The sequence below is a fragment of the Cryobacterium sp. 10C3 genome, assembly GCF_034314285.1.
Taxonomy (GTDB): domain Bacteria; phylum Actinomycetota; class Actinomycetes; order Actinomycetales; family Microbacteriaceae; genus Cryobacterium; species Cryobacterium glucosi.
The window spans coordinates 2,556,370-2,583,132 of record NZ_JAVIWF010000002.1 but is presented as its reverse complement, the minus strand read 5'-3'; the positions used below and the strand labels follow the sequence as shown (position 1 = coordinate 2,583,132).

The 26,763-nt window shown below is 64.5% G+C and carries 27 protein-coding genes and 2 pseudogenes; 9 read left to right on the top strand and 20 right to left on the bottom strand.

The features are described 5' to 3' along the window. The first annotated feature begins 25 nt into the window (after positions 1–25). The 3 genes from RGU41_RS13210 to RGU41_RS13200 all read left to right on the top strand — a co-directional run bounded on the left by RGU41_RS13210 (position 26) and on the right by RGU41_RS13200 (position 3,812). Positions 26–655 (top strand): TetR/AcrR family transcriptional regulator, encoded by a 630-nt coding sequence (locus RGU41_RS13210; protein WP_322136465.1) that lies wholly within the window; start codon positions 26–28, stop codon positions 653–655. Positions 656–906: 251 nt separating this feature from the next. Continuing rightward, on the top strand, positions 907–3,363 hold the full coding sequence (locus tag RGU41_RS13205) for an aminotransferase class III-fold pyridoxal phosphate-dependent enzyme (RefSeq protein ID WP_322136464.1): 2,457 nt from the start codon (positions 907–909) through the stop codon (positions 3,361–3,363). Further along, entirely contained in the window at positions 3,333–3,812 is a 480-nt protein-coding gene (locus tag RGU41_RS13200; RefSeq protein ID WP_322136463.1) for an aminotransferase class III-fold pyridoxal phosphate-dependent enzyme, read from the top strand. The genes RGU41_RS13205 and RGU41_RS13200 overlap by 31 nt, the downstream gene beginning before the upstream one ends. 5 nt (positions 3,813–3,817) lie before the next feature. Here RGU41_RS13200 and RGU41_RS13195 read toward each other — a convergent pair whose 3' ends face one another. The 13 genes from RGU41_RS13195 to RGU41_RS13135 form a co-directional block, all read right to left on the bottom strand. Further along, on the bottom strand, positions 3,818–4,300 hold the full coding sequence (locus RGU41_RS13195; RefSeq protein ID WP_322136462.1) for an Lrp/AsnC family transcriptional regulator: 483 nt from the start codon (positions 4,298–4,300) through the stop codon (positions 3,818–3,820). Between the two features lie 143 nt (positions 4,301–4,443). After that, on the bottom strand, positions 4,444–4,569 hold the full coding sequence (locus RGU41_RS13190; RefSeq protein ID WP_322137419.1) for a hypothetical protein: 126 nt from the start codon (positions 4,567–4,569) through the stop codon (positions 4,444–4,446). A 22-nt stretch (positions 4,570–4,591) separates the two neighbouring features. Continuing rightward, complete coding sequence (locus RGU41_RS13185; protein WP_322136461.1) at positions 4,592–5,722, bottom strand: NADH:flavin oxidoreductase/NADH oxidase; 1,131 nt, start codon at positions 5,720–5,722, stop codon at positions 4,592–4,594. 14 nt (positions 5,723–5,736) lie between these two features. After that, the gene (locus RGU41_RS13180) at positions 5,737–6,945 is read right to left on the bottom strand and encodes an acetyl-CoA C-acetyltransferase (RefSeq protein ID WP_322136460.1); all 1,209 of its coding nucleotides are present in this window, start codon (positions 6,943–6,945) and stop codon (positions 5,737–5,739) included. A 63-nt stretch (positions 6,946–7,008) separates the two neighbouring features. After that, on the bottom strand, positions 7,009–7,977 hold the full coding sequence (locus RGU41_RS13175; protein ID WP_322136459.1) for an ABC transporter permease: 969 nt from the start codon (positions 7,975–7,977) through the stop codon (positions 7,009–7,011). Continuing rightward, a complete protein-coding gene (locus tag RGU41_RS13170) occupies positions 7,974–8,969 on the bottom strand; it encodes an ABC transporter permease (protein ID WP_322136458.1) in 996 nt (331 codons plus the stop codon). The genes RGU41_RS13175 and RGU41_RS13170 overlap by 4 nt, the downstream gene beginning before the upstream one ends. After that, positions 8,966–9,310 (bottom strand): hypothetical protein, encoded by a 345-nt coding sequence (locus RGU41_RS13165; protein ID WP_322136457.1) that lies wholly within the window; start codon positions 9,308–9,310, stop codon positions 8,966–8,968. Before RGU41_RS13165 ends, RGU41_RS13170 begins: the two co-directional genes overlap by 4 nt. Continuing rightward, entirely contained in the window at positions 9,307–10,473 is a 1,167-nt protein-coding gene (locus tag RGU41_RS13160; protein ID WP_322136456.1) for a sugar ABC transporter ATP-binding protein, read from the bottom strand. The genes RGU41_RS13165 and RGU41_RS13160 overlap by 4 nt, the downstream gene beginning before the upstream one ends. A 125-nt stretch (positions 10,474–10,598) precedes the next feature. Continuing rightward, entirely contained in the window at positions 10,599–11,771 is a 1,173-nt protein-coding gene (locus RGU41_RS13155) for a sugar ABC transporter substrate-binding protein (RefSeq protein ID WP_322136455.1), read from the bottom strand. A 362-nt stretch (positions 11,772–12,133) separates the two neighbouring features. Next, positions 12,134–12,700, bottom strand: coding sequence for a zinc-binding dehydrogenase (locus RGU41_RS13150; protein WP_416173185.1), 567 nt, complete (start codon positions 12,698–12,700; stop codon positions 12,134–12,136). Beyond that, on the bottom strand, positions 12,658–13,191 hold the full coding sequence (locus RGU41_RS13145) for an alcohol dehydrogenase catalytic domain-containing protein (protein ID WP_322136453.1): 534 nt from the start codon (positions 13,189–13,191) through the stop codon (positions 12,658–12,660). Before RGU41_RS13145 ends, RGU41_RS13150 begins: the two co-directional genes overlap by 43 nt. 200 nt (positions 13,192–13,391) lie before the next feature. Next, positions 13,392–14,237 (bottom strand): 3-hydroxyacyl-CoA dehydrogenase family protein, encoded by an 846-nt coding sequence (locus tag RGU41_RS13140; protein WP_322136452.1) that lies wholly within the window; start codon positions 14,235–14,237, stop codon positions 13,392–13,394. 13 nt (positions 14,238–14,250) lie between these two features. Continuing rightward, positions 14,251–14,952 carry an enoyl-CoA hydratase/isomerase family protein gene (locus tag RGU41_RS13135; protein WP_322137353.1) on the bottom strand — a complete coding sequence of 234 codons (702 nt, stop codon included), beginning with the start codon at positions 14,950–14,952 and terminating at the stop codon, positions 14,251–14,253. Here RGU41_RS13135 and RGU41_RS13130 point away from each other — a divergent pair. Continuing rightward, a complete protein-coding gene (locus tag RGU41_RS13130) occupies positions 14,896–15,027 on the top strand; it encodes a hypothetical protein (protein WP_322137418.1) in 132 nt (43 codons plus the stop codon). The two genes, RGU41_RS13135 and RGU41_RS13130, sit on opposite strands and share 57 nt — an antisense overlap. 143 nt (positions 15,028–15,170) lie before the next feature. Further along, complete coding sequence (locus tag RGU41_RS13125; protein ID WP_322136451.1) at positions 15,171–16,541, top strand: NAD-dependent succinate-semialdehyde dehydrogenase; 1,371 nt, start codon at positions 15,171–15,173, stop codon at positions 16,539–16,541. Between the two features lie 119 nt (positions 16,542–16,660). Here RGU41_RS13125 and RGU41_RS13120 read toward each other — a convergent pair. The 4 genes and pseudogenes from RGU41_RS13120 to RGU41_RS13105 all read right to left on the bottom strand — a co-directional run bounded on the left by RGU41_RS13120 (position 16,661) and on the right by RGU41_RS13105 (position 20,098). Then, a pseudogene (locus RGU41_RS13120) lies at positions 16,661–17,853 on the bottom strand (acyl-CoA dehydrogenase family protein). Between the two features lie 49 nt (positions 17,854–17,902). Then, on the bottom strand, positions 17,903–19,084 hold the full coding sequence (locus tag RGU41_RS13115; RefSeq protein WP_322136450.1) for a CoA transferase: 1,182 nt from the start codon (positions 19,082–19,084) through the stop codon (positions 17,903–17,905). Positions 19,085–19,211: 127 nt separating this feature from the next. Further along, positions 19,212–19,736 (bottom strand): flavin reductase family protein, encoded by a 525-nt coding sequence (locus tag RGU41_RS13110; protein ID WP_322136449.1) that lies wholly within the window; start codon positions 19,734–19,736, stop codon positions 19,212–19,214. Between the two features lie 110 nt (positions 19,737–19,846). Next, on the bottom strand, positions 19,847–20,098 hold the full coding sequence (locus RGU41_RS13105) for a hypothetical protein (RefSeq protein WP_322136448.1): 252 nt from the start codon (positions 20,096–20,098) through the stop codon (positions 19,847–19,849). A gap of 107 nt (positions 20,099–20,205) precedes the next feature. Between RGU41_RS13105 and RGU41_RS13100 the strand changes: the two genes are divergently transcribed. Next, positions 20,206–20,490: a hypothetical protein gene (locus RGU41_RS13100; RefSeq protein WP_322136447.1), complete on the top strand. Its 285-nt coding sequence runs from the start codon at positions 20,206–20,208 to the stop codon at positions 20,488–20,490. Here the strand turns inward: RGU41_RS13100 and RGU41_RS13095 are convergent. Together RGU41_RS13095 and RGU41_RS13090 are read right to left on the bottom strand one after the other, a co-directional pair. Beyond that, a complete protein-coding gene (locus RGU41_RS13095) occupies positions 20,432–20,944 on the bottom strand; it encodes an LLM class flavin-dependent oxidoreductase (RefSeq protein ID WP_322136446.1) in 513 nt (170 codons plus the stop codon). The genes RGU41_RS13100 and RGU41_RS13095 overlap by 59 nt on opposite strands. An 83-nt stretch (positions 20,945–21,027) precedes the next feature. After that, a complete protein-coding gene (locus RGU41_RS13090; RefSeq protein ID WP_322136445.1) occupies positions 21,028–21,816 on the bottom strand; it encodes an SDR family NAD(P)-dependent oxidoreductase in 789 nt (262 codons plus the stop codon). 326 nt (positions 21,817–22,142) lie between these two features. Between RGU41_RS13090 and RGU41_RS13085 the strand changes: the two genes are divergently transcribed. Both RGU41_RS13085 and RGU41_RS13080 read left to right on the top strand, forming a co-directional pair. Continuing rightward, on the top strand, positions 22,143–22,610 hold the full coding sequence (locus RGU41_RS13085; protein WP_322136444.1) for a hypothetical protein: 468 nt from the start codon (positions 22,143–22,145) through the stop codon (positions 22,608–22,610). Positions 22,611–22,651: 41 nt separating this feature from the next. Continuing rightward, entirely contained in the window at positions 22,652–23,212 is a 561-nt protein-coding gene (locus RGU41_RS13080; protein WP_322136443.1) for a helix-turn-helix domain-containing protein, read from the top strand. Between the two features lie 50 nt (positions 23,213–23,262). Here RGU41_RS13080 and RGU41_RS13075 read toward each other — a convergent pair whose 3' ends face one another. Beyond that, the gene (locus tag RGU41_RS13075) at positions 23,263–24,705 is read right to left on the bottom strand and encodes a helix-turn-helix domain-containing protein (protein ID WP_322136442.1); all 1,443 of its coding nucleotides are present in this window, start codon (positions 24,703–24,705) and stop codon (positions 23,263–23,265) included. A 187-nt stretch (positions 24,706–24,892) separates the two neighbouring features. Between RGU41_RS13075 and RGU41_RS13070 the strand changes: the two are divergent. Continuing rightward, positions 24,893–26,742 (top strand): annotated as a pseudogene (locus RGU41_RS13070) (phosphoenolpyruvate carboxykinase (GTP)). Positions 26,743–26,763: the final 21 nt, after the last annotated feature.

Below are 26,763 nucleotides of genomic sequence, written 5' to 3'. Positions count from 1 at the left end.
GCAAAACTATATACACTGAGGTGCGATGTCAACCCTTCCGAGCCGCGCCAAGCGTAAGTCCGGTCCCGAGCGCGCCTCCGAGATCGCGCGCACGGCCCGCGAGATCGCCCGCTACGACGGTCTCGACGCCATCACGCTCCGCGCGATCGCGGCCCGGATCGGCGTCACACCCGCCCTGGTCAGCCACTATGAACCGAGCACGGAGGGCCTCGTCGCGACGACCTTCGGCTCGATCGCCGGCGCCGAGCTCGCGGAGATCACGAAGGAGCTTTCGGCGCTCCCGACTTCCGTCGAGGCGCTGCGCGCGCTGATCGACACGCTCCTCGGCCCCGACCGCAGCGCGGTGACGACCGTGTGGCTCGACGCCTGGAGCGTCGGGCGACGCAACATCGCCCTGGCCCGTGAGGTCGGTGTGCAGATGGATGCCTGGCAGGCGTTCCTGGTGGCCCTCCTGAACCGGGGCTGCGCGCGTGGCGAGTTCGCGGTCGCCGACAGCGGCGCACTGGCCTGGCAGCTGCTCGCGATCATCGACGGCATCAACGCGCACGCGGTCGTGCGCTACGGCGACGCCCGCGGCCAGCGCGACCTTGTGCGCACCGTCGCGGAGCACGAACTCGGCCTCCCGGCGGGCGCGCTCGCCCCCGCGCCCGCCTGACCGTCGCCCCCGCTTCGATGGCGTGCTGACCTCTGACGGTTACGGTATGCAAAAATCATGCACATGCACCTCGGGCTAATGATTTGTCACCATATTGACTAAATCCGTGACATTTATGAAATGCTGAAGCCATGGATTGACCCTCCCTTCGCCGGAATCAAGACACCAGCCCAAGGTCGCGAAGTCGTACGATTCGCCGTCGACGAGTTCGCCCACAGGAAATTCACACGGATCGGCTGAAACACACCACAATGACGAACTACAACTTCTTCTCCAATCCCTCTCTCCCCAGGCCCTCCGTGACGCAACACGACGCAACATCCGTCGCCAGGGATCTTTTTCACGTGACCGGACACCTCACCGAACTGGGAAGTCAACAGGACCGCAATTTTCTCATCGACGACGGCGAGACGCGTTGGCTCCTCAAATTCTCCAATCCAGCGTTCTCCGCCCAGGAGCTCGAGGCCCAGGATGCTGCAGCGGAACGTGTGAGCCTGGCCGGAATCGACGTTCCTCGAAGCGTCCCTTCGCGCGACGGAGCCGCGATCCGGATCGTTCATGTCGACGACGTCGACCTCCACGTCCGACTCCTGAGCTTCGTCGAAGGGGATGCGCTCACCAGTCGCGGTGCTCTCTCAGTCGTGGAAGCCCGCTCCCTGGGCCACACTGCCGGCCGTCTCGCCGCTTCCCTCGAAGACTTCGTCCACCCCGGCACCGAGCGAGTCACCCAATGGAATCTCCGGATCGCGACGCAGGTCGTGCAGATGTATCTTCCGCACGTGCCGGACCTTGTTCGCCGGGAGCGCGTTCGAGAGGCCGCGGCGCAAGCACAGGCGGCGCTGCAACCGCTCAGCGACAAGCTCCGATCGCAGCCCATCCACGGTGACATCACCGACGACAACGTCGTCACCCGGCACGGCAGCACACTCGGTGTCATCGACTTCGGCGACATCGCCGACAGCTGGATCGTCGCCGAGCTGGCTGTCACCTGCGCATCAATCCTTCACCACAACCCGCGAACACCGTTGATCATCCTCGAGACGATCGCCGCGTTCGTCACGCATACGCCGTTGACCGACGACGAGCTCGCTGCGCTCTGGGCCCTCATCGTCCTCAGAACCTGTGTCCTCGTGGTCAGTGGCGAGCAGCAGGTCGCCGTTGACGACGCGAACCACTACGCATCAGAGAATCGTGACCACGAATGGATCGCATTCGAAGCCGCTGAGGGCCTTGACGCTCAGCAGATGTGCGCGTTGATCAGAGCACGCGTGCGCTTCGATCGGCGCAGCGTCATCGAGCGCCCCGAGGCCCTCCTCCTCCAGGCCGCCCCGATGTCCGTCCTTGACTTCTCCGTCACCAACCCGGAACTCAGCGACGGGATCTGGGTGCGCCACGACTCCGAGGCTGCCCTCGCCGCCGCGGTCTTCCGAACATCGGGCACAGCCGTCACGCGCTACGGCGAGTACCGGCTGACGCGCGCGAAGCTGCATTACACCGGGGAAACCGCGACGTTGGCGCTCGGCGTCGAGGTGGTGAGTGCACCCGGAACGGTCTTCTCGGCACCGGTCGACGGTGCCGTGCGCATCGAGGGCGACGCACTGGTGCTGGAAGCGAGCGGGTACGAGATCTGGCTCTCCGGGCTCGAACCCGTGGCGACGGGTCGCGTCAGCGCAGGGCAGCGCATCGGCGCGGCACGCGCGGGCACGGCACGGCCCGAAGCTCCCGTCCACGTCAGGGTCCAACTGTCACGGGTGGCGGGTATCCGCCCAGCCTTCTTCGCTACTCCTGCTGAAGCCGAGATCTGGCAGCGTGTCTACCCAGACCCCTCCCCGCTTCTCGGCATCGACCTTGCTGCACCTGAACTGCTGTCCGGGGATGTTCTCGAGCGGCGTGTTTCGACGTTCGCCGCAGTCCAGGAGCACTACTACACGGAGCCCCCGGAAATTGAACGCGGTTGGCGGGAACACCTCATCGACGTGCACGCTCAGTGCTATCTCGACCTGGTGAATAACGTCGCATTGGCCGGACACGCCCATCCCCGGTTGGTCAAAGCCGTGAGCAATCAATGGTCGCTGCTGAACACCAACTCCCGTTTCAACTACAGCGCATTGCCGCGTTTCACGGAACGGCTTGTGGCCCTGGCTCCAGACGGTCTGGACACCGTCTTCCTCGTGAACAGCGGCAGCGAAGCTGTCGATCTCGCGCTGCGGTTGGCGAAGACCTATACCGGGAATGATGGCGTCCTCGCCTTCCAGGAGGCGTACCACGGCTGGACGGTGGGAGCCGACGCCGTTTCATCCTCCATCGGAGACAACCCGCGTGCGCTGGAAACCCGGCCGGACTGGGTGCACGTCATCGATGCGCCCCACCCCTTCCGCGGCACATACCGCGGCGCCGATTCAGCCGCCCGATACCTGGAAGATCTCGAAGCCCGACTCGGAGTGCTCGATGACGCAGGAACTGGTCTTGCGGCCTTCATCGGGGAACCGGTCTTCGGAAATGCCGGTGGCGTGCTCTTGCCGGACGGGTACCTGGCCGGCGTTTTCGAGAAGGTGAGATCCAGAGGCGGACTCACCATTTCCGACGAGGTGCAGGTCGGATACGGTCGCCTCGGAGAGTATTTCTGGGGGTCGAACAGCAGGGGGTCATACCGGACATCATCACGATTGCCAAGGGCATGGGCAATGGTCAGCCAGTCGGGGCCGTGATCACACGTCGTGACATCGCCGAGAAATTCGCCGAAGAGGGCAGCATGTTCTCCTCCGCCGGTGGAAGCCCAGTCAGCTGCGTCGTTGGGCTGACCGTGCTCGACATCCTCCACGAGGAAGGCCTGCAGGAGAACGCACGCACTGTCGGAGGCGACCTGAAAGCCAAGCTCGTCACGCTGCAGGGCCGGCACGACATCATCGGCGCTGTGCACGGATTGGGCCTGTATCTGGGCGTCGAGCTTGTACGTGACCTCGATACCCTCGAACCGGCCTCAGTGGAAGCGTCCGAGATCTGCGAGGAACTGCTGCGTGAAGGCTGCATTGTCCAGCCGACCGGAGATTACAAGAACGTCCTCAAAATCAAGCCGCCGCTGAACATCACGACCGAGAGCGTCGACTTCTTCGTAGAGGCACTCGACCGGGTCCTGTCCGCACGGAGCAGACGGTGATCCGGCTATCGCGTACCCCACGTGAATCGATGGGTATGGATGTTGTAATACGAGAACGTCTCACAGCGCGAGACTCCCGGGATCGTGCGGATGCGCCCGTTGATCAATTCGAGGAGTGCGTCAGCGTTGACGGCGATGACCTCGACGAGCAGGTCGTATGAGCCCGCACCGATGACCAGATAGATCACCCCTTCCAGGGCGCCGATTGCGTCAGCGACTGCGTGCACGTCGCCCTCGACCGACAGGTGCAGCATCGCCATTCGCTCGTACCCCAGCTTGAGTGGGTCGGTGACCCCGACGACCTGGACGATCTCACGTTCCTCGAGCCGGCGCACACGAAGACGAGCCCCGCCGGCCGAGAGCCCGACCTGTGCGCCCAACTCCGCATACGTCATTCGTCCATCAGTCTGGAGAGCGACGATCAGAGTCCGATCGATCGCATCGAGCCCGTCGTCGGGCAGCACCGCTTCGGCGTCGTTGTCTGCCATGGATTCCCCCTACCGTGTGAACGTGGTACGAACGTCTCGTACGACGGTAGCGCACGTCCGTCGCTCTGCTGCATGAGCGGACAGATCCTCAGGTGCGAGACATCTCCTACGATGCCCAGGGCGGTTTCGGGACACCGCGCGACTCAGGGCGCCGCGTGGGCCTCGAGGAATTCGTAGACCTCGGTGTCGTCGACGCCGGGGAAGGTGCCGCTCGGCAGGGGCGAGAGCACGTGCGCGTGCAGGCGGTGCCCCATCGCCTGGAGCGCCATCTCAGCGACGCTCGGGAATCGGTTAGAACGCGACCTTTCCGACGGTCGGACCGGTCGCGGCCTTGCGAGGTCGGGAGCGCAGATACTGCGCGGGCCAGTAGTCGATCTCAATGCCGAGGTCGACCGACGCCCGCAGGACGAAATGGGCATCACGCATGTGTTCCCGGCCGAACATGACTGCATCGGCCTGACCCGAGACGACGATCTGGTTCGCGATCTCGGGGTCGAAGATCAATCCGACCGTCGCGGTCGGCACGCCGGCCGTGCGCCTGACCTGTGCGCTGAACGCCACTTGATAGCTGGGAGCCGCCGGAATCGGAACGCCCGGGATGTTCCCACCCGTTGAGATATCGAAGAGGTCGACTCCGCGGTCGGCGCACCAGCGCGCGACGATGGACGTCTCCTCCGGCGTCCAGCCCCCGTCGATCCAATCGGTGGCTGAGAAACGAACGAAAACGGCCAGATCCGGACCGACCTCGTCTCGAACGACGTCGACGATCTCGAGCAGAAGCCGGGCACGATCCTCCAGGGAGCCGCCGTACTCATCAGTGCGCTTGTTCGAGAGCGGGGAGAGGAACTCGTGCACGAGGTAGCCGTGGGCGGCATGGATTTCGAGTACCTGGAAACCGGCATCCACCGCACGTCGGGTTGCCGACCTGAAATCGCGGATGACCCGGTCGATGTCCGCATACGTCATCTCCCGCGGGGTCGCAGATTCCTCGTCGAACGGGATCTCAGAGGGGGCGAGGGGAACCCAGCCGCCCTCGGACGCGGGCATCGGACCGGCCGCGCCCGCGTAGTTCCAATCCGGCCTGACCGAGGCCTTACGCCCCGCGTGCGCCAGCTGGATCCCCGCCACCGACCCCTGCTCGTGGATGAAGTCCACGATGGGCGCCCACGCGTCTCGTTGCTCATCGTTCCAGATGCCACAGTCGTGCACGGTGATTCTGCCGTCGGGGGAGATGGCTGTGGCCTCGGCCATGACGAGTCCTGCGCCACCGACGGCCATGGCGCCCAGGTGGACCAGGTGCCAGTTCGTGGGGACTCCGTCACGCAGGAACACCGAGTATTGGCACATCGGAGGCACCCAGGCCCGGTTTCGAATCTCTACGGAACGAATAGTCATGGGAGTGAAGAGGTCAGTGGCATTCATGCCGTCGTCCCCGTTCATACCCTCTCCCACACGGCTGCAAGGCCCTGGCCGCCTCCGATGCACATGGTCTCGAGGAGGAAGTCGCCTCCCCTGCGAGCGAGCTCGCGCGATCCCGTGGCCAGAATCCGGGCGCCGGTCGCGCCGACAGGGTGCCCAAGGGAGATCCCCGAACCGAGGACGTTGGTCCTCTCCCAATCATTGTCCGTGAGACCCCACTCGTGGGCGACGGCCAGGACCTGGGCGGCAAAGGCCTCATTGAGTTCGATCAGGGACATGTCGGACAGGGACAGGCCTGCCCTGTCCAGGGCGCGGTGCGTGGCGGGCACCGGACCGATCCCCATCCGGCTGGGCTCAACGCCCGCCCGTGCCCAGGAGCGCAGCTTCACAATCGGAGTGAGACCGAGTTCCGTGGCGATCTCCGGGGTGGTCAGGATGCACGCGGCTGCTGCGTCGTTTTGTGTGCTGGCGTTGCCGGCGGTGACCGTGGCCTCGGCGTCCGTCTTGAGCAGGATCGGCTTCAGTCGCTCGAGGTCTTCGATCGCGGTCTGGCGCGGAGTCTCATCGGCGGAGATGACCTTCTCAACGCCCTTGACCCAGACGCTGACGGGAACGATCTCCTGGTCGAACGTGCCCGAGGCGACCGCATCGGCGGCACGCGCCTGGGAGCGCAGGGCGAGTTCGTCCTGCGCTTGTCGGGAGATGCCGAATTCACGACGCAGGTTCTCCGCGGTTTCGATCATTCCGCCGGGCACGGGATACGACCGTCCGCCGGCCGTCTGCCGGGCCCGGCCCAGGGCGTCGTGCATCGGGAAACCGTCTGTTCCGCGGATGCCCCACCGGGTGTTGACCGCGTACAGGGGCGCCTGGCTCATCGAGTCGGCACCGCCGGCGATGACCACATCGCTCACCCCGGTCTGAATCTGCATGCATCCGTCCAGAATCGCCTGGAGGCCGGAACCGCAGCGCCGGTCGACCTGCGAACCGCCGACGGTGACGGGCAGCCCAGCGTCGAGGGCGGCGACTCGGCCGATGGGGGCGGCTTCCGCACTGGGGTAACCCTGACCGAAGAGGATGTCGTCGATGCGACTGGTGTCGATGGCGGTACGTGCGACGAGCGCGCGGATCACCGCCGCCGCAAGGTCGACAGGGGCGACACCGGCGAACATCCCGCCGAATCGACCGATGGGCGTGCGCAGCGGCTCGCAGACGACGACTTCTCTCATATCAAGCGACCTTTCCCAGTGACTTCCGTGTTCATGACCAGTGGTTCCTCTGTCCGGGTGTCGCTACGCGACGGCCGCGGCGCTCTTCCGCAGTCTGTTCCGACGCTCCCTCTCGGACACGTGGGCGAGGAAGTAGTCGAAGAGCACGACCACGAGCAGCAGCATGCCGATGAAGAGTTCCGAAACGAATGCCTTCGCACCCAATCCGGCCAGTCCTGACGAGAGAATCGCGATGATGGCGAAACCGAGGAAGACATTGACCATCGTTCCCCGACCGCCGGCAAGGCTGATGCCACCGACCAGCACTGCGGACAGCGCCGTGACGAGCATGACTTCCAGGGCATCCGGGGCCGCAGAGCCGCCCAGGGCGCTCACGAGGGCGCCGCCCACCGCGCCGCACCCACCGGAGATCCCGAACGCCATGATCATGCCGCGCTTGTAGCGGACGCCGGCCGCGATGGCTTCGTGGCGGGCGCCGCCGAGTGCGTAGAGTTCCTTGCCCCACCGGGTGCGGGCCAGGAAGACGCCCAGACCGATGATAATGATCAGTGCGGTGATCGACAACGGCGTCAGGAACAGGATCTTCTGGCGGAACATGTCCGTCGCGGTGATGTCCTCGACGCGAATGGCCAGGCCGCCACAGACCAGCCAGGTCATTCCCCTGATCAGGATGAGGGTCCCCACGGTGAAAACGAGGGAGTTGATTCCCAGTCGGGCAATCGCCCAGCCCTGGAGCATGCCCAGGAGGATCCCGACGAGGATCGCGATGATGACGGAGGTCACGATGCCGAGACCGGACAGGGCCACGGTCAGGGCGCCCGAGAACGCCGCCATCGAGGCAATGGAGAGGTCGAACTCGCCGGCGATCATGGTCACCGCGAGCCCGGCGGCGATCACGCCGAGGGGAATCAGGCGCTCGATGGACGCTTCGACGTGGAACTTCGGATTGAGACCGTACATGCTGGCCAGCACGATGGCCAGCACAATGAACTGGAGGAGGTAACGCCTGAACCAAGCACCGACCGAACTCATCGTGTACCTGCCTTTCGTAAGAGGTGGAGGACCACGACAAGGGCGAGCACGACGAGCCCGAGTACGAAGTACCGGGGGCCCTGGGGGATGCTCAGCAGAACCATGACCTGGGTGATCGTCGCAATGAAGAGGGCGCCGATCGCGGACTTGACGGGCGAGCCGTCTCCGCCGGCCACAGCGGTGCCGCCGACGAGGACGGCGGCGACGACGTCCATGGTGAGTCCGGGAAGGTTGTCCGCCTGGATCTGGTGCATCTGCGACGCCTGCAGGACGGCTGCGATGCCGATGCCGAGGGAGAAGGCGACAAACGCCCAGACCGTGGTGCCCATGGGGGAGATGCCGCTGTTGCGGGCGGCGTTCTTGTTCGCGCCGAGGAGGTGCACGTTTCGTCCGATCAGGGTGTGTTCGGTGAGGAACCAGGCCAGTGCGGTGAAGAGGATGAAGATGCACACCGGGAGCGGAATCCCCAAGACCTGAAAAGTCGCAAAACCTTCGAGCGACACGCCTTCCGCCTGCACGACTTCGCCCTTGGTGAGGATCGCCGTCACGCCGTAGATGATCGATCCGGCGGCGAGGGTCACGATGACGGTGTTGAGCCCGAGGCCGACAATGAACCCCTGGAGGACGCCGATGGCCACGGCCGAAACGACGGCGACGATGGCAGCCACGAACATGCTGCCCGTCGCCTGTCCCACCCAGACGTAGATTACGCCTGAGAAGACGGTCGAAGCCGTCACGCCGAGAGAGAACAGGTTGCCGGAGAGAGTCACGGCGGTCATCCCGACAGCGATGATCCCCGTGATGGATGCCGCCAGGAGGATGGCCCGGATGGTCTCGAACTTGAAGAATTCCGGCACGGTGACGCTGGCGATCACGAAGACCAGGACGATCAGGATGGGCAGGGCCCAGTTGCGGACCGTGTTCGTCACCTTCCGGGTGCCGGCGCGGTCCTGGAAGCCGGCGGAGACCGGTGCCTTCTCGAGTGTGGTCATGATGGCTGTACCTCCCGGTGCATAACTTCGCGAACGAGCCCAGGCTCTGTCCACTCTTCGACGGGCTTGTAGGCGGTTTGGGTGCCTCGGTAATACGTGGCGATCGTGTCGGACAGGCCGAGGATCTCGTTGGTGTCTGACGAGGTCACGATGACACCGACGCCGGAGTCGCAGAGACGCCGGAGCTGGGCGTAGATTTCGGCACGGGCGCCGATGTCCACGCCTCGCGTGGGTTCTTCAACCAAGAGGACGCGGGGACGGATGCCCAGCCACTTGCCGACGGCGACCTTCTGCTGGTTTCCTCCGGAGAGGTTGCCGACGAAGGCGTTGAGACGGTTCACGTCGATGGCGAAGTTCGCAGCGCTACGGGTCGCTTCGCTGTTCTCCTGTCCGCGGCTGACGAAGCCGAGGCGGGAAACGCGGCGGAGCCAGGGGAGGAGAGATTTCGTCGGATCGACACGCCGGCGAAGATGCCGTCCTTCTTCCGGTCGGGAGAGCAATAGGCGATGCCCATGATGATGCCTCGACGACGACCATGGAGATCGACTCTCTCGCCGTCCAGGAGGACCTCGCCGGCCAGCACGTCGGCGGTGCCGGAGATGGCCTTCATGATCTCGGACGCACCGGAGCCGAGCTGTCCGGTCAGCCCGAGAATTTCGCCACGTCGAACGGTGAGGTTGATTTCACCGTTGATCCCGGGCACCTTCAGTCCCCTGGTTTCGAGAACGGCGGGCCCGAACTGGTGGGAATGCTCGGGGTACAGGTGACCCAGCTCGCGTCCGATCATCATCTCAACGACGCGGTCGACTGTCAGGTCTGCGACATCCTGGGGTTCCGCGCTGCGACCGTTCCGGAAGATAGTGACGCGGTCCGCGATTTCGAAGACTTCACCCAGGCGATGCGTCACGTAGATGACGCTGCGACCCTCGCGGGCAAGCCGCTTCACGGCGTCCAGGACGCGGACGATCTCGGCATCCGACAGGGCCGCCGTCGGCTCGTCGAAGATGACGATCTTGGCGTCCTTGGCCAGCACCCTGGCGATTTCGAGCAGCTGCATTTCCGCGACGGACAGGGTGTCCACCGAACGGCGGGGGTCGATGTCTTCGAGCCCGACGCGGGCGAGGATGTTCCGTGCCTGCGCGTTGAGTTTCTGCGGGTTCCACCAGACCGGGGCGCCATTCTGGCCCAGGACGAGATTCTCCGCTACCGACATCGAACCGACGGTGCTGAACTCCTGCTGGACCACGGCGATCCCGGCGTCCTGCGAAGCGCGAACGCTCGAGAGCTGGACGACCTGGCCATCGATCGTGATCTCGCCCTCGTCGGGGATGATCAGGCCGGAAATGACCTTCACAATCGTGCTCTTGCCGGCGCCGTTCTCTCCGAGAAGAGCCATCACCTCGCCCGGCCTGAGTTCAAAGTGCACGTCAGCCAGCGCATTGACCGCGCCGTAGGACTTTGTTATGCCCGTCGCCTTGAGGCGGTAAGGGGCTTGATCGTTCACGCAATCCTCCACGTTGAGTATGTGTGTGCTGTTGTGTCGCTCTGGGGCAAAAGAATGCGGGCCGGGATCTCGGAAATTCGAGGTCCCGGCCGCACGTACACCGATCGAGAACCGGTGCGGTTGTGTTACTCGCCTGCCGCGGCACCCATCAGGGCGAAGAAGTCCGAGCCCCAGATCTTGAAGGATCCGAGGTTGTCCGCGGTGACGGTGGGGTTCATCATGAAGGTGACGTTGCTGGGCGGGGTCATCGCCAGTTCCGGCTTGGCTTTGTCGGACGGGACGGTGACGGTTCCGTCAACGCTCTTGCCGGTCGCCAGGTACTGAGCCGCGGTGTCGACGATCAGGGTTCCCTCGATCACCGGCGACTGCAGAACGGCGGTCGTGATCTTGCCCGCCTTCAGGTTGGCCATCGATCCGGACGACGTGCCGGTCATCAGGAAGACATCGGTGCCCGGCTTGAGGCCGTTCTGCTCGGCAGCCTGCACGACACCGTTGCCCATGTCGTTGGTCTGCACGTAGATGATGTCGATACCCTGCGACAGGTACTTGGGGATGGCCGTGCTCGCCGCGGTGTATCCGCCCTGGGCGTCGAAGTCCTTGGCACCTTCGACGCCGAGGAAGTTGATCTTGCCCTTGACGATGGCCTGGAAGGCGGTGTCGCGGTCGACGCCGGCCGAGTAGTCACCGGAACCGAGCTGGATCTCCAGCACGTTGGGGAGGCCGCCCGGGCCGTGGAACGTGTAGCCCGCCTTGGTCAGCTTGTCGATCTGAGCCAGGGTGTCCTTGCCGGCCTGGTCACCGATGCCCAGGTCGGAAACGCCCGCGTACCCGATCTTGATGAAGGACTTCGCCGCCGGGTCGATGAGCTGGTTCCACTGGAGAACCGGCGCCACCGCAGACAGCGAGCGGATGGTGGCGGTCGCGTTGGCTGCGGAGACGGGCCACAGGAGGACGGCGGCGGCCGTCTCTCCGGATGCGATCCACTCCTGAACCTGCTGGTCCTGCTCGGTCTGGTCCCAGTTGTTTTCGACGATGCTGGTAGTGAAACCGAGAGTCTTCGCTTCTGCCTCGGCGGCCTTTGCTGCTGCCGCAAGGTAGACGTTGGAGGTCGAGGGCATGAAGATCTTGAGCAGGGCATCTTTGCCTTCAAGAGTTCCAGTACCTGACGCCGCGGCGGCCCCGTCCGTGCTTGAGCCTGTTGACGAGGTCGAGCTGCATCCGGACAGGGTGATGGCGAGGCCGGCGACGACGGTCAGGCCAACCACCTTCTGCCACATGTTCTTTTTGTTGAATCGCATCGTGATTAGCTCCTTGGTTTTTGTGACAGTCGCACCAAACACTCGGATGAGACCGAGCGGTCCTGGACATGAGTGGGTTTCTCATCTCGCATCAACAACACACCAAGGAGGACGCACGTATATGCGGTAAACCTGGCTTCGCTGACAGACCCGACTGGTAGATACATAGTGAATTCAATTGCCCCCACAAATGTCGGTCCTGTTCAAAATCCGAACAATTTTCACCAAGTCGTGACGCAGAAAGTTTCCTGGCCCGCTGCGCAGATTCTTGCGTAGCACGCCCGTAGACAAAGGAAGTGCCCGGATCCGTGACGGGAACCGGGCACTTCTTGTCTCGCGCGCGATGCTGGGTTGGTCCTCGGTCAGGGGTGCACGAGGATCTTCACGTTCTCTTCCTTGTTGTGGATGAGTTGTTCGAGACCCTTTTCGATGACGTCCTTGGCGGAGATGCGACCGGTGATGTACTGCTCGACGTCCTTCAGCTTGCCCTCCTGCAGGAGCTTGATGACCGCGGTGTGGTCGTTGCAGTACGCGAGGGTCCCGATCAGGGTCACCTCGCGGGCGACGAGTCCGAAGAGGTCGATCTCGGCCTTGTGGCTCCAGATCGAGATGTTCACCACGTTCCCGCCTGTCTTCGTCACGTCGATGGCGGTTTGGAGCGCCGGTGACGCGCCGACGGCCTCGAACGCCACGTCCACGCCGCGACCGCCGGTGAGTTCGTGGATCTTCGCGACGGCATTCTCCTGGGTCGGGTCGATGACGAGGGTCGACCCGGATGCCTGGGCCTTGGCCTTCCGAATGGCCGAGATCTCCACGTTGTAGATCGTCTCGACACCGATGGCCCGAAGGATGGCGGTGACGAAGAGGCCGATCGGGCCCGCACCGATCACGGCTGCCGTCTGTCCCGGCTGGACCCCGGACCGAACGATCGCGTGGTGGGCAACGGCGAGCGGCTCGACGAGCGCTCCGACCTCGGTGGAGAGATCGCCGAGGGGTGCACGAACCGCTCTTCGGCCACCGAGTACTCCGCGAATCCACCGCTGCCTGCCGACAGCCCCAGAAAGGCCGCCTTGGTGCAGATGTTGTAGCGGCCCGCCAGGCAGAACTCGCATTCGTTGCACACGACGTATGGCTCGACGGCCACGCGGTCACCGACCTGGACTTTTGTGACTCCCTCACCGATCTCAGCGACGACTCCGGCGATCTCGTGACCGAGCACAATGGGGAGGCTCATGCCCGTCAGGGGGTGTGTCGCGCCGGGCGCCGGACAGAACATCGGACCGTCGTCGTACTCGTGCAGGTCGGTGCCGCAAATGCCGGTCCATTCGTTCCGGACCTTCACATAGCCGGCCGAGACCACAGGCTCCGGAATGTCGTCGGTCCGGATGTCGTGCTTGCCGTAGTAGCGCGTAGCTTTCATTGCCTTCATCTCCTTTGATAATTGCCCTGTGCCCTCACACAGCTGTCCGGGCAGAAGCCCGGGCTCGCGGAACCGGGGCGCCCCAGCAGGCGGAACGCTCTAACGTTAGTGAGGCACCTCGTCGGTCACGGAGAGGTGTTCAAGGCTTGGACACTCGTCCGTGGGCGTGGCCGGCGGCATCGGCCGTCAGCCGGGATTCCCTACCCGGAGTAGTCGAAGAAGCCTTTTCCGGACTTGCGTCCCAGCTCGCCCCTCGCCACCATGTCCCGCAGGATGCGCGGCGGAGCGAAGCGCTCGCCGAGGTTCGCGTGGAGGTACTCGGCAATGTTGAGCCGCACGTCGAGGCCGACGAGGTCGGTGGTCTTCAGCGGGCCCGTGGCGTGGCGGTAGCCCAGCACCATGGCGTTGTCGATGTCTTCCGCGCTCGCCACGCCCTCTTCCAGCATCCGCATGGCTTCCAGTGCAATGGCCACCCCGAGGCGGGAACTTGCGAACCCGGGTGCATCGTGGACGACGATCGGCGTCTTGCCCAGTCCACGCACCCACGTCGAAGCCAACCCCGCGAGTTCCGCCGAGGTCTTCGGGGCGAGAACGACCTCGACGAGGGACGAACTCGGAACGGGATTGAAGAAATGCAGCCCGCAGAATCGTTCCGGCCGCTTGAGCCGGTCCGCGATGGCGGTGATCGACAGGGACGAGGTGTTCGTCGCCAGCCAGGCCGAGGCGCGGAGGTGACCCTCGACACTGGTCAGCGCCTGGGCCTTGAGCTCGAGGTCCTCAGGGACGGCCTCGACGACGAGGTCCACAGCGCCGAAGGCGGCGTAGTCGGTGGAGAACTCGACACGCGACAGGATCTCGACCGCATCAAGACCGAACTTCTCGGATGCCCGGGTGACGCTCGCCTCCACCCTGCCGCGGGCCGCGGCGACCGCTTCTGCGTTGCGTTCGACAAGACTGACCCGGGAGCCGGACACGGCGAACGAATGCGCGATTCCTGCGCCCATCGTTCCTCCGCCGAGCACGCCGATTTCTGTGGGCAAAGCCATGGGTGCTGACCTACTACTTTCTCTTCTTCGCGTCCAGGAACGCGTCCATCCGTGCGAATTTCTCCGGGGACTCGAACAGGATTGCCTGAGCCAGTTCCTCCACCAACGGGTGTGACTCGCGGGGCGCGTGCATGACCTTCTTGGTCAGCTGCACGGCGAGGGGATCCTGGGTCGAAATGCGGGAGGCCAGGGCAATGGCCGCATCGATGAGCAGGTCCGGCTCGTGGATTTCCGTCACGAGGTGGAGGGCCAATGCTTCGTCCGCACTGAGCACCCGTCCAGCGAGCAGGATCTCCTTCGCGACCGGTTCGCCGACCAGTTCGATCAACCGCCAGGTGGCCCCGGCGGCGGCCATGATGCCGAGCCCCGTTTCCGGGTTGCCGATTCGAAGTCGCGGTGTACCGATGCGGAAGTCTGCGGCAAACGCGAGCTCAGCGCCTCCGCCGAGGGCGAAGCCGTCGATCGCCGCGATCACGGGCATGGGCAGCGCTGCGATCCGTCGGAAGATTGTGGAATTGATGCCGCGGAGAGCATCCGCGCTCCGCCGCTCGCGGAGCTGGGAGATGTCCGCTCCCGAAGCGAAGATCGCACCTTTGTCCGTGTCGCACCCGGTCAGGATGAGGATCTGCGGATGCAGTTCCAGGCCCGCGCAGAGCTCATGGAGTTCGTCGACCATGTGCTGGTCGATGGCGTTTCTCACTTCGGGGCGATTCAGCCGGACGAGGACATGATAGGGAGTGTGCTCAAGTTCGAGAGCTTTCATGACATCCTCAACATCGCAGCGGTGTGAACCGAATTTGGCCCCAGTTTGCCAGCCGGAAGGTTGCTATGGCGGGTCGGTCACGAATGTGTGCAGGAACTGGACACAAGGGTGGCCTTCAAGCCGGGTTGGCAAGAAAACTAGGAGTCCCTCTATAGATTTTGGAGTTGAGAATGGCAAAATACGCCACAATAAACCCCGCAACCGGCGAGCGTGTCGCTGAATTCGACGTCATTTCGGACGCAGAGGCGCGTCAGATCACCGATCGGGCCAGCGCCGCGTACCCGTTGTGGAAGAAGACCGAACTGGCCACCCGCACCGCGGTTCTCCGCAGGATGGCCGAGCTGCACCGCGAGCGTGCCGAAGAACTGGCGGCGATCCTCACGCTGGAAATGGGAAAGACCCGCTCGCAGGCGTTGGGCGAGGTCGCCCTCGTCGCGAACATCTACGAGTACTACGCCGATCGCGCTGCCGAATTCATGGCAGACGAGCGGCTGGCCATCGTCGGCAAGGGGTCCGCGTACGTGCGGACCGAACCCATCGGTGCCCTCGTCGGGATCATGCCCTGGAACTACCCGTACTACCAGGTGGCCAGATTCGTAGCGCCGAATATCGCGCTCGGGAACACCATCATCCTCAAGCACGCCAGGAACTGCCCGCAGTCGGCGTTGGCGATTGAGGGGCTCTTCCAGGATGCCGGCCTGCCGGCAGACGTCTACATCAACGCGTTCGCCTCCGCCGCCCAGATTTCGGACATGATCGCCGACCCGCGCGTCCAGGGTGTCTCCCTCACCGGATCAGAGCGAGCAGGTTCGGCAGTCGGCGAAGTCGCCGGTCGGCACATGAAGAAGTACGTCCTGGAACTCGGCGGGTCCGACCCGTTCATCGTGCTCGACGATGCCGACATCGCGGCTGCGGCCACGGCAGCGGCAACAGGGCGCCTCGGAAACTGTGGCCAGGCCTGCACCGCCTCCAAGCGCTTCATCGTCCTCGACGCCGTCTACACCGATTTCGTGGAGAAATTCGTCGCAGCGGTCGAGTCCTTCGAGATCGGCGATCCGACACAGAAGGAGACCAGGCTCGGCCCGATGGCGTCGGCCGAAGCACTGCAGGACCTCGACGAGTTGGTCCAGGACGCCATAGCCAAGGGCGCCACCGTTCTCACCGGGGGCGGCCGTGTCGAGGCTGCCGGCGCCTTCTACACCGCGACGCTCCTCGCCGACGTCAGTGAGGACATGCGCGTCTTCCGGGAGGAGCTCTTCGGCCCGGCCGGTGTCGTGTACCGCGTCAAGGACGAGGTGGAAGCAATCGCGTTGGCCAACAACTCGCCGTTCGGGCTGTCGAGTTCCATCTTCACCGCCGACGTCGCGCGGGCGGAGAACATCGCGTCCCAGCTGGAGGCGGGCATGGTCTGGATCAACAGCACCAGCAGCAGCGCGCCCGACCTGCCGTTCGGCGGCGTGAAAGGGTCCGGAGTGGGACGGGAACTCGCCAAATTCGGCTTCAACGAATTCGCCAACAAGAAGCTGGTACGAGTGCCCTGACGACTCCCCTCTCCCGGTTCCCGTCGAGACCGACGAGGACGACACTGCTCGACGAAAGCCCCGCCGGTGATGACCGGCGGGGCTTTCATCGTTCAGTCGGAAGTCCGTGCCCCGGCCGGCTACTTGAACGCCGCTATGCCCGTGATCTCGCGTCCCATGATCAGGGACTGGATGAAGTCGGTGCCCTCGTAGGTATGCACGACCTCCATGTCGGTGAGGTGCCGGGCGACATGGTTCTCCAGCAGCAGGCCATTTCCCCCATCAGGTCCCTGGCGTCACGGCACAGCGTGCGCGACTTGTCCGAGACGAACATCTTGGCGAGTGATGCCTGTTCGTTGGTGAGGCGGCCCTCGTCCTGGAGGGCGCCGGACCGGAAGCAGATCAGCTGCATCGCGGTGAGGTCTGCGAGCATATTCGCGAGCTTGTTCTGGACCAGCTGGTAGCTCGCAATGGGGCTGCCGAACTGCACCCGTCCCTTCGTGTAGGTGACGGCGGCCTCATAACAGAAGGTGGCGTGGCCGAGGGCTTCCCACGCGACCGTGCTCCGCGTGTTGTTGAGGATCGCGGCGACGTCGCGGAACGAGGTCGACTTCTCGAGCTTGTTCCCGACGGGGATCTTCAGGTCCGTGAACTCGATCTGTGCCTGCTGGATGACGCGCTTGGCGATCTTGCCGGTGATCGCTTGGGCGTGGTAGCCCTCGGGATATGAGCCATCGGGCTGCTTCTCCATCACGAATGCCTTGACCTTGCCGTCGGCCTCGTCGCGAGCCCACAGGATGACGACATCCGCCTTGTGGCCGAGGCCGATCCAGCGCTTCTCGCCGTTCAGGACGTAGTGGTCTCCGTCCAGGCGAGCCGTGGACTCGAGCGCCACTGAATCCGAACCGTGGTCCGGCTCGGTCAGGCCGAAGCATCCGATCAGCTCGAGCTTCGCCATCCGGGGCAACCAGCGTTCCTTCTGGGCATCGCTTCCGAGAAGGTTGATCGTTCCCATGGCCAGTCCGGACTGCACGGCGTTGATGGTGTTGACGCTGCCGTCACCGCGGGCGAGCTCCATGGCGACGAGGCCGGTCTGCAGGCGGGTGAGCCCTGGGCAGCCGTAGCCCGTGATCGCGGTTCCGATGATGCCCAGCTCGGCCATCTTGGGAAGGATCTGGTACGGAAAGTCCGCGAGCTCCCAATACTCGTTGACGATCGGCAAGACCTCGGTTTCGACGAAGCCTCGGATCCTCCTGATGAGTTCGAGATCCACCTCATTGAGGTAATCAGCCACTGAATAGAAATCAGAGTTGACTGCTTCCGTTGTGGTCATTCTTCCTGTTCTTTCTCTTCGAGATGTGCGGATCGATCACGCGGGGCGCCTAGTCCTGGAGCCACGCCCTGATCGCCTCCCCGCTGTCATTCAGCTTCGGGGGGACCAGGTCGTAGGTGACCGGTGTGCGCGAGAACGTCACGGGATTCCTCACGCCGGATTGCGCGGTCGCGCCACGCCCCACCGTCACGACCGGTTCGAGACCGATGGCTTCCGCAAACCGGATTCCCTGGGCGACGTCGTTGATGGGCGCGCACGGCAGCCCCGCTGCGCGGAAGAGGCCGAACCACTCCTCGGTCGGCCGCAGGACCAGTCGCGCCTCGATGATCGGCCGGAGTTCGTCCCTGTTCAGGCTTCGCTCGTGATTCGTCGCGAATCGTGGGTCCGTGGGCAGGTGCGTCGCACCGATGATGTCCGCGAAGGCAGTGAACTGGTTGTCGTTCCCGATCGCGAGGATCAGGTCACCGTCCCTCGTGGGAAACGGTGAGTACGGGTAGATGCTGGGGTGTTCGTTGCCCAGGCGGCGCGGTGTCACGCCGGCGATGGCGTATGCGGCCGTTTGGTTGACCATGCTGGACAGTGCGACAGACATGAGGTTCACCTCCAGGAGCTGGCCCTTGCCCGTCTGCGTGCGGTGATGCAGCGCGGCCAGGATCGCGAGGCCGGTGTGCAGCCCGGTGAAGACATCGAACACCGCGACACCGGCCCGATAGGGAACCGTGTCCTCGTCGCCGGTCAGGCTCATGAGTCCGGCAGCGCCCTGCACCAGAAGATCGTAGCCGGGAAGGTCCGCTCCGCCGGCTGTTCCGAAGCCGGTGATCGACGCGTACAGGACCTCGGGGTTGAGCTTCCGGACCGAGGCATAGTCCAGACCGAACCGCGCAAGGCTGCCGGGCTTGAAGTTCTCCACGAGCACGTCACAGCGTGCTGCCAGGGCTTTGGCTACCGCCAGATCATCGTCGTCGCGGAAGTCCAGGGCAATGGAGTGCTTGTTCCTATTAATAGAGAGGTAGTAGGTCGACGTGTCGTCGAATACCGGCGGCATCCAGGCGCGGGTTTCGTCGCCGTCGAGGCTCTCCACCTTCAGCACCGTCGCCCCCATATCCGCGAGCAACATCGTGCAATACGGCCCCGCGAGGACTCGGCCGAAATCGGCGATCACGATGCCGGAAAGGGGACCTTCACCGGATCGCTCGAAAAGGGCCGCGATGTCCTGGGTGCGCTGTGACACGTGGGTGTGTTCCTGTCTGCCGGGGGCGACTCTGCTGAGTCGATCAATGCTTCTCCACTACCTGTTCGTGCGCTTTCCCTGTCCGAAAATGCACGACTCGCGCCTTCCCGAGCGGGCGACGGCGAGGTCAGACGAGCTTGGACTCGTCAGCGAGGTGGTAGTAGTTGCGCGCGCGGTAGACCAACGGGTGGTGGTTCACGGCGGCTGCCGCGGTCTCGATCTGGAGGACCAAGAGGACACTGGAGCCGACCTCGACGCGGTTGATGAGGGTGCCCTGGGCCCAGGTTTCGATACCGGCGATCAGCGGCTCGCCGGTATCGAGGACCGAGTACTCGAGTCCGGCGAAGCGGTCGATTCCCGACGTCGCAAAGCGGTCGGCAACGGCTCGGTCTGCGTTGCTCAGGAAGTGGACGACGGCGGACGTCGCCTCTGCGACGATGGGCCAGCTGGAGGACGTCTTGTTGATGCTGAAGACGAGGAGCGGTGGCTGGGCGGACACCGAGATGACCGACGTCGCGGTGAATCCGGCGGGGCGGACTCCGCCGACCGTGATCACGGCAACACCACCCGGATGGTTCCCGAAGAGCACCTTGTACTCGGCGAGCGAGATGGCGCCTTTGCCTCCGCCTGTGGCTAGTGTGTCGTTCATCATTCCTCCGAAGGAAAACTGGGTACAGCTGTTTCTGGTGTTCCGCCTGTTATGACGGAACGGCGGGTGTGCTGAACCGGATCGATCCAGCACACCCGTTGTGGAGTGTCGTCCTAGACCCTGACGAGGCTGTTGATCTTCGGCAGCACCTCGTTGGCGAGGAGTGTCATCGTCTGGCGTTCGCCGGCCTCGTTCGCGCCTTCGCCGTCCATGACAGCGAGGAGCAGCGTGCCGAATGTGCCGCTGCGCTCGCGCATCGCCTCGATCTTCTGGGCGACCGTGTCGGGCGAGCCGTAGATGACGATGTCTTTGACCAGGTCGCTGATGTTGACATCCTCGTCCGCCATGTTGGGGTCGGCCTTCATGACTGCCGTGTAGTTGGCCGCCACGAGCACCTTCCACAGGTAGTCGAGGTAGAAGAAGTTGCCTCCCTCCGGGTTCAGCGTCGCATCCTCGCGCCTCGGCGTCGGTCTTGCGGATCACGATGTTGCGTGCGACGCGCCATTCGTCACCGGTCGGTTCCTTGCCGATCGTTTCGCAACCCTCGACGTACCTCTTCCAGTGGCTCGCGATGACGCCCTCGCCACAGAAGTTCGCCGACATCGGCGCCCATCCGCGCTCGACGGCGACCTTGATGCTGGACGAGTACGGCGACATGGCCGTGGAGAAGATGGGCGGGCTGGGCTTCTGGAAGGGCTTCAGCATGGTGCCGACGTTGAGGTCGGGAATGACCATGTCCTTGATCCCGAAGTCGTAGTTGTCCGTCTTGTAGTGGTACGGGGGTTGCTCTTCCAGATGTCGAGGATGATGTCGATCGCCTCGTACATCTTCTTGCCCCGGAGTTCGTTGTCCAGGACGTCGAAGAGCTCCATGTCGCTGGCAAGACCGCCCGGGCCGATGCCGAAGTTGAACCGGCCCTTGGCCATGTTGTCGAACTGGGCCACCTCGCCGGCGACCATGGCCGGGTGGTGGTTCGGAAGCGCGACGACACCGGTGCCGAGGCGGATGTTCTTCGTGCGGTGGATCAGGGATGCCAGGAAGATCAGTGGCGAAGCGATGGGCTCATTGGTGCAGGAGATGTGTTCACCGATGAAGACCTCCTCGTAGCCGAGCTGGTCGGCGAGGATGATGCGCTCGGCGACCTCGTCGTAGGTTTCGCTCTGGGGGCGGTGGCCGGGGTGCATCGGCATTCCGAACAGACCAAGTTTCATACGATTCTCCTTTGAATTGTGTTGCTGAAAATGAGTTGCTGGTTAGTGGGTGAGCTGGTGTGCGCCGAGTGGTGCTCGCCTGGCTAGACGAGGACCATCCCGCCGTCGATCATGATGATCTGGCCGGTCATGTAGTCGGAGTCCGAAGATGCGAGGAACAGCGCGGTTCCGATGACGTCCTCGGCGACGCCCTTGCGGCCGATGAGGTTGGCTCCGGAAAAGGCGCCGAAGGCGTCTCCGGGCTTCTCCGCGCTGCCGATGTCGACCAGATCCAGGTCGAGCTTCTTCCAGAGAGGAGTGTCCACGACACCGGGCGCGAAAGCGTTGCTGGTGATCTTGTGTTCGGCGAGTGCATGGGCTGCGGACTGGTTGAGCGCGTTGACGGCGAATTTGCTCGCGCAGTACGCCGAGAAGTCGGGGTATCCCTGACGTCCCGCAATGGAGGACACCAGGACGAGCTTTCCTCCGTGGCCTTGCTTGATCATCTGCTTGGCTGCTTCCTGCTGGCAGATCAGGGTGCCGAGTGCGTTGATGTCCAGGGTGTTGCGGAAGTTCTCTTCCGTGGTGTCGAGGAAGTGCGACGGCTTGATCATTCCCGCGATGTTGAACATGACGTCCAATTTGCCGAAACTTTCCACGGCGGCCGCGACTGCGGCTGCTACATCCTCACGTTTCGTGACGTTGCCCGGCACCGCGATCGCATTGCCGCCGGCCGCGACGATTTCCTCGCGGGTTGCCTGCGCTGCCTCGGCGTTCATGTCGACGATGGTGACGACTGCGCCTTCCCGTGCGCAGGCGATGGCGATCACCCGGCCCATTCCGCTGCCACCGCCGGTCACCAGGATGCTGCGACCCTCTACGCGACCTGACATTCGATCATCTCCGTTCGATAAGAAAGGAGGTGCGACTGGAGCCGCCTCCTTGCGGGAATCTGCCTGCCTCAACGGAGCGGAATCAGATTCCAACCCGAGGGGTAGGTGGTACAGCTCCATCATCAAGACATCCGGAGACGGCAACAACGACGTGTGCAGAATTTGCACATTGGCTCTGCACCGTCTCGCGACTCACGGTTCACCCGTTCCTGACGAGACTCCCGTCGAGTCCAGGAGGTCCTTTACTCCGGGGGGATGTGCACATATGCTTACCCCAGCTCAATGCTGAGCCCGACTCAACGACGAGCTGAAAGGTGGGAATTGTGATGATTACCTCGACCCGTCCCCCCGCCGGCCCGGTCCAACCGCCCGCCCACAACGGTGACTTGATTCGCCAGTCATGGGATCGCGCCTTGCACCGGGGGCTCAACCCCGAAACCTTCAACATCGACGAGATCGGCGAGACCGAGGTCGAAATCGGCGAGCTCGCCCAGGCTGCCATGAAGGTCATCAACGCGACGGCAAGCACTTTGGACGACACGAACACCTGGATATCGTTCGCGAACCCGAAGGGCGCCATCACCTATCAATGGGCCGCCAACGACTCCATTCGCAAGCAACTGGACCGAGTGAACGTCGTTCAGGGTGCGGTCATCGATGAACAGTCCGTCGGACCCAGCGGAATCGCAATCGCTTTGGCGAGCGGCCAGCCGGTCACGGTATCGGGAAACGATCACTTCAACCCCTTGTGGCGCCACCTCGTGTGCGCTGCAAGCCCAGTGGTCCACCCCTGACGAACCAGGTCGTCGGCGCGGTCAACATCACGTGCCTGGCCGTGGAGGAAAACAAGCATCTCCGCATCGCGCTGAAGACCGTCGTCAATGGATTCCAGCAGATTCTCGCGTCAGGAATGCGCTCCCAGCAGCGCCGACTCCTGGATGCTCACCTGAAGACCAAGCACATCACTAAATGCCCGGTCATCACGGTCGATTCGAACACCATAATCTTCGAGAAGGACCTGGAAGGCCAGAACTACACCCATGGTGTCATCAGGGCGTTCATTCAGGACCTGCGCCCCGACACGAGGCAGGGCCGGATGCCCAACGGCCGTCGGGTCACCGTCGTGCGCCACAACGGTGACGGGGAGGAGTTCTACTCGTTGGTCTTCGACCCGATCGAGATTTACGCGCCTTCCGCGTCCGTCCCACCGGTTCTCGGAGCGCTGCCGAACAAGTACCTCGATCTGAAGCTGTTGGAGCGCATGGAGCGCGAGACCATCCTCTCGACCCTGATTTCCCTTCACGGGAACAAGTCGCTGGCAGCCGAGATGCTGGGCATCTCCCGCGGAACCCTGTACGAGCGCATCAGACGATACGGCCTCGCTGAATTCGAATAGCCGAACACGTCGAGGTTTCGTCACACTCCTCCCCAGGTGTCGCCTGCGGCTCAGGGGGCAGCGTGGGCCTCGAGGAATTCGTAGACCTCGGTGTCGTCGACGCCGGGGAAGGTGCCGCTCGGCAGGGGCGAGAGCACGTGCGCGTGCAGGCGGGCGCTCGGCCAGGCGTGGCCGGCCCAGTGCGCGGCCAGGTCGGAGGCCGGCCGGCGGCAGCAGGACTCGTCCGGGCAGCGCGACACGGCTCGCTGCACGGTCTCGCGTCCGCGGAACCACTTGGCGTGCACGAACGGCACCCCGACGCTGATCGAGAACTCACCGCCATCCGCCGCCCCGGTCTGGGTGGCCGACCAGAAGGTGCCGGCCGGTGTGTCGGTGTACTGGTAGAACTCGGTCGTGCGGTTGGTGTGCGTGAAGGCGCTGCGGGCACTCCACTGCTTGCAGACGAACTGGCCTTCGATCGAACCGGTGACATCGACCGGCAGCGGCAGGCCGTCGTTCTCGTAGCCCTTCTGCAGGGCGCCGTCGCCGGTGACCCTGAGGAAGTGCAGCGGCATGTCCAGGTGTGAGGTGGCGAGGTTGGTCAGGCGCAGCGCCGCGGCCTCGTGGGTCACCCCGAACGCGTCACGGAAGTCCTCGACCGAGAGCTCGCGCTCGCGTTTCGCGCGCGCGAGGAACGCGACGGACGCGGCAGGCGGCATCAGGCACGCGGCCGCGAAGTAGTTGATCTGGAGCCGCTGCCACAGGAATTCGGCATAGCTCGCCGGGCGCTCGTGCCCGAGCAGCCGGTGCCCCATCGCCTGCAGCGCCATCGACCGCAGCCCGTGCCCGCCGGGAATCGACGCCGGCGGCAGGTAGATCCGGTGGTTGACGAGGTCGGTCACCGAGCGGGTCGAGTTCGGAAGGTCGTTGACATAGATCAGGCTGAACCCGAGCTGCTCGGCCATCACGCTCACCTCGCGGTGCGTGAGCGCGCCCGAGACGTGACCGGATGCCCGCACCCGGTCCTCGGCGAGCTCCTCGATGTCGGGCATGTAGTTGTTCTGCTCGCGCATGAGCTCGCGCAGCTCGGTGTTCGCCCGCCTGGCCTCCTCCGGCGTCGCGATCGCCTCGCTCGCGCGCCGCGCCAGCTCACGGTGCAACCCGATGAGCGACTCGAGGGCCGTGACGGGCATGCCCTTGGTGACCTTGACCTCTGGCAGGCCGAGCGCACCGTAGAGCGGGTTCTTCTGCGCCCGCGCGAGCTCGATCTCGAGCGCGGCCCGCTTGTTCGGCGCCTCGCCGTTGAGCAGGTCGGCGATCGGAACGCCGAGCGCGGTCGCGACGTCCTGCAGGATCGACAATTTCGGTTCCCGCCGGCCGTTTTCGATGAGCGACAGTTGGCTGCCCGCGAGTCCGACCCTCTCGCCCAGCTGGTCGAGGGTGAGGCCGCGCTCGCCGCGATAGTGGCGGATGCGCAGGCCCAGGGTGACGAGGTCAGAGGCTCGAGTCGACATTCCTTAACAATATCTAAAGAAGCGTGATTCTTAACAAGAGTTTTTTGATCCAAGAGGGAAGATTGCGCGCATTCTGGTTCTGCAGCACAAAGTTACGGACGACCAGTCACCGACGACAAGCCGGGCGGATGCTTCGATCACGACCGCAGGCATCCGCTGCACACCCCATACCGAGAAAGGCCAGGAGATGACCATCGCCCACTTCCGAGTCACATCCAGCGGAAGCGATTCCGACGACACCGCCGGTACCACGGATCCCAATCTCCAGTCCTGGGTGGATTCCATCGCCCGGCTGACCCAGCCGGACGAAGTGATCTGGTGCGACGGTTCGAGCCGGGAGGCCGACGAACTCTCCAAGCAGCTCGTCGCAGAGGGCAAGCTCATCAAGCTCAACCCCGAGTGGCGCCCCAACAGCTACCTCGCCCGGACGAGCCCGTCCGACGTCGCCAGGGTCGAAGACCGCACCTTCATCTGCTCGACGGACCCCGACGACGCCGGCCCCACCAACAACTGGGCCGACCCCGCCGCGATGAAGGACGAGCTGCGCGCCGTCTTCGCCGGCAGCATGCGCGGCCGCACGATGTACGTCGTGCCGTTCTCGATGGGCCCGCTCGGCGGCCCGATCTCCCAGCTGGGCGTCGAGATCACCGACTCGCCATACGTCGTGCTCAACATGGGCATCATGACCCGGATGGGCAACGCCGTCCTCGAACTGATCGAGGCAGGAGCCCGCTGGGTGCAGACCATCCACAGCGTCGGCTACCCGCTCACGGATGCCGCAGGCGAGACCCGCCCGGACGTCACGTGGCCGTGCAACGACACCAAGTACATCGTGCAGTTCCCCGAGACACGCGAGGTGTGGTCGTACGGCTCGGGCTACGGCGGCAACGCGCTGCTCTCGAAAAAGTCCTTCGCCCTGCGGATCGCGTCGGTGATGGCCCGCGACGAGGGCTGGCTCGCCGAGCACATGCTTCTGATCAAGGTCACCTCGCCGGAGGGACGCGCCGTACACCTCGCGGGCGCCTTCCCCTCCGCCTGCGGCAAGACCAACCTCTCGATGCTGCGCCCGACCATCCCCGGCTGGTCCGTCGAGACGATCGGCGACGACATCGCCTGGCTCCGCCCCGGCCCCGACGGCCGCCTCTGGGCGATCAACCCGGAGGCGGGCTTCTTCGGCGTCGCCCCCGGCACCGGCATCGAGACCAACCCGACCGCGGTGCAGACCGTCTGGGGCAACACGATCTTCACGAACGTCGCCCTCCGCGACGACGGTGACGTCTGGTGGGAAGGCCTCACCGCGACCCCGCCGAGTCACCTGATCGACTGGGAGGGCAACGACTGGACGCCCTCGTCGCCGACGCCGGCCGCCCACCCGAACTCCCGCTTCACGGTCGCGGCGGCGCAGTGCCCCTCGATCTCCGACGACTGGGAGGCCGCGGGCGGCGTTCCGATCGACGCGATCCTCTTCGGCGGGCGGCGCGCCACGAACGTGCCCCTCGTCGCCCAGGCCCGCAGCTGGAAGCACGGCGTCTTCATGGGGGCGACGATCTCGTCCGAGAAGACCGCCGCCGCAGAGGGCACCGTCGGCGAACTCCGCCGCGACCCCTTCGCGATGCTCCCGTTCTGCGGCTACAACATGGCCGACTACTGGGCGCACTGGCTGAAGGTCGGCAAGGGCCTCGGCAGCCGCGCCCCGAGATCTTCCAGGTCAACTGGTTCCGCAAGGGCGCGGACGGCAGCTTCCTCTGGCCCGGCTTCGGCGAGAACTCGCGGGTGATCGAGTGGATCGTGCGCCGCATCGAAGGGTCGACGGATGCCGTCGACACTCCGATCGGACGCCTCCCCGCCGCGGGCGCCCTCGACCTTGCCGGTCTCGACCTCTCGGACGAGACCGTGGAGCAGCTGTTCCACATCGACAAGACCAGCTGGCTCGCCGAGTGCGACCTTACCGAGGACTACTTCGCCCAGTTCGGCGACCGGGTCCCCGCTGCGTTGCTCGCCGAACTCTCGAGCGTGCGCTACCACCTCAAGGGGTAGCGGCGGGCCGTCGGGGCCGAC

Bases quoted from the DNA above. Each gene is read 5' to 3' on its own strand.
- RGU41_RS13210 (WP_322136465.1), top strand. From the start codon at position 26: ATGTCAACCCTTCCGAGCCGCGCCAAGCGTAAGTCCGGTCCCGAGCGC.
- RGU41_RS13205 (WP_322136464.1), top strand. From the start codon at position 907: ATGACGAACTACAACTTCTTCTCCAATCCCTCTCTCCCCAGGCCCTCC.
- RGU41_RS13200 (WP_322136463.1), top strand. From the start codon at position 3,333: ATGGGCAATGGTCAGCCAGTCGGGGCCGTGATCACACGTCGTGACATC.
- RGU41_RS13195 (WP_322136462.1), bottom strand. From the start codon at position 4,300: ATGGCAGACAACGACGCCGAAGCGGTGCTGCCCGACGACGGGCTCGAT.
- RGU41_RS13190 (WP_322137419.1), bottom strand. From the start codon at position 4,569: ATGGCGCTCCAGGCGATGGGGCACCGCCTGCACGCGCACGTGCTCTCG.
- RGU41_RS13185 (WP_322136461.1), bottom strand. From the start codon at position 5,722: ATGAATGCCACTGACCTCTTCACTCCCATGACTATTCGTTCCGTAGAG.
- RGU41_RS13180 (WP_322136460.1), bottom strand. From the start codon at position 6,945: ATGAGAGAAGTCGTCGTCTGCGAGCCGCTGCGCACGCCCATCGGTCGA.
- RGU41_RS13175 (WP_322136459.1), bottom strand. From the start codon at position 7,977: ATGAGTTCGGTCGGTGCTTGGTTCAGGCGTTACCTCCTCCAGTTCATT.
- RGU41_RS13170 (WP_322136458.1), bottom strand. From the start codon at position 8,969: ATGACCACACTCGAGAAGGCACCGGTCTCCGCCGGCTTCCAGGACCGC.
- RGU41_RS13155 (WP_322136455.1), bottom strand. From the start codon at position 11,771: ATGCGATTCAACAAAAAGAACATGTGGCAGAAGGTGGTTGGCCTGACC.
- RGU41_RS13145 (WP_322136453.1), bottom strand. From the start codon at position 13,191: ATGAAAGCTACGCGCTACTACGGCAAGCACGACATCCGGACCGACGAC.
- RGU41_RS13140 (WP_322136452.1), bottom strand. From the start codon at position 14,237: ATGGCTTTGCCCACAGAAATCGGCGTGCTCGGCGGAGGAACGATGGGC.
- RGU41_RS13130 (WP_322137418.1), top strand. From the start codon at position 14,896: ATGGAGTTCGTCGACCATGTGCTGGTCGATGGCGTTTCTCACTTCGGG.
- RGU41_RS13125 (WP_322136451.1), top strand. From the start codon at position 15,171: ATGGCAAAATACGCCACAATAAACCCCGCAACCGGCGAGCGTGTCGCT.
- RGU41_RS13110 (WP_322136449.1), bottom strand. From the start codon at position 19,736: ATGATGAACGACACACTAGCCACAGGCGGAGGCAAAGGCGCCATCTCG.
- RGU41_RS13105 (WP_322136448.1), bottom strand. From the start codon at position 20,098: ATGAAGGCCGACCCCAACATGGCGGACGAGGATGTCAACATCAGCGAC.
- RGU41_RS13095 (WP_322136446.1), bottom strand. From the start codon at position 20,944: ATGAAACTTGGTCTGTTCGGAATGCCGATGCACCCCGGCCACCGCCCC.
- RGU41_RS13090 (WP_322136445.1), bottom strand. From the start codon at position 21,816: ATGTCAGGTCGCGTAGAGGGTCGCAGCATCCTGGTGACCGGCGGTGGC.
- RGU41_RS13085 (WP_322136444.1), top strand. From the start codon at position 22,143: ATGATTACCTCGACCCGTCCCCCCGCCGGCCCGGTCCAACCGCCCGCC.
- RGU41_RS13075 (WP_322136442.1), bottom strand. From the start codon at position 24,705: ATGTCGACTCGAGCCTCTGACCTCGTCACCCTGGGCCTGCGCATCCGC.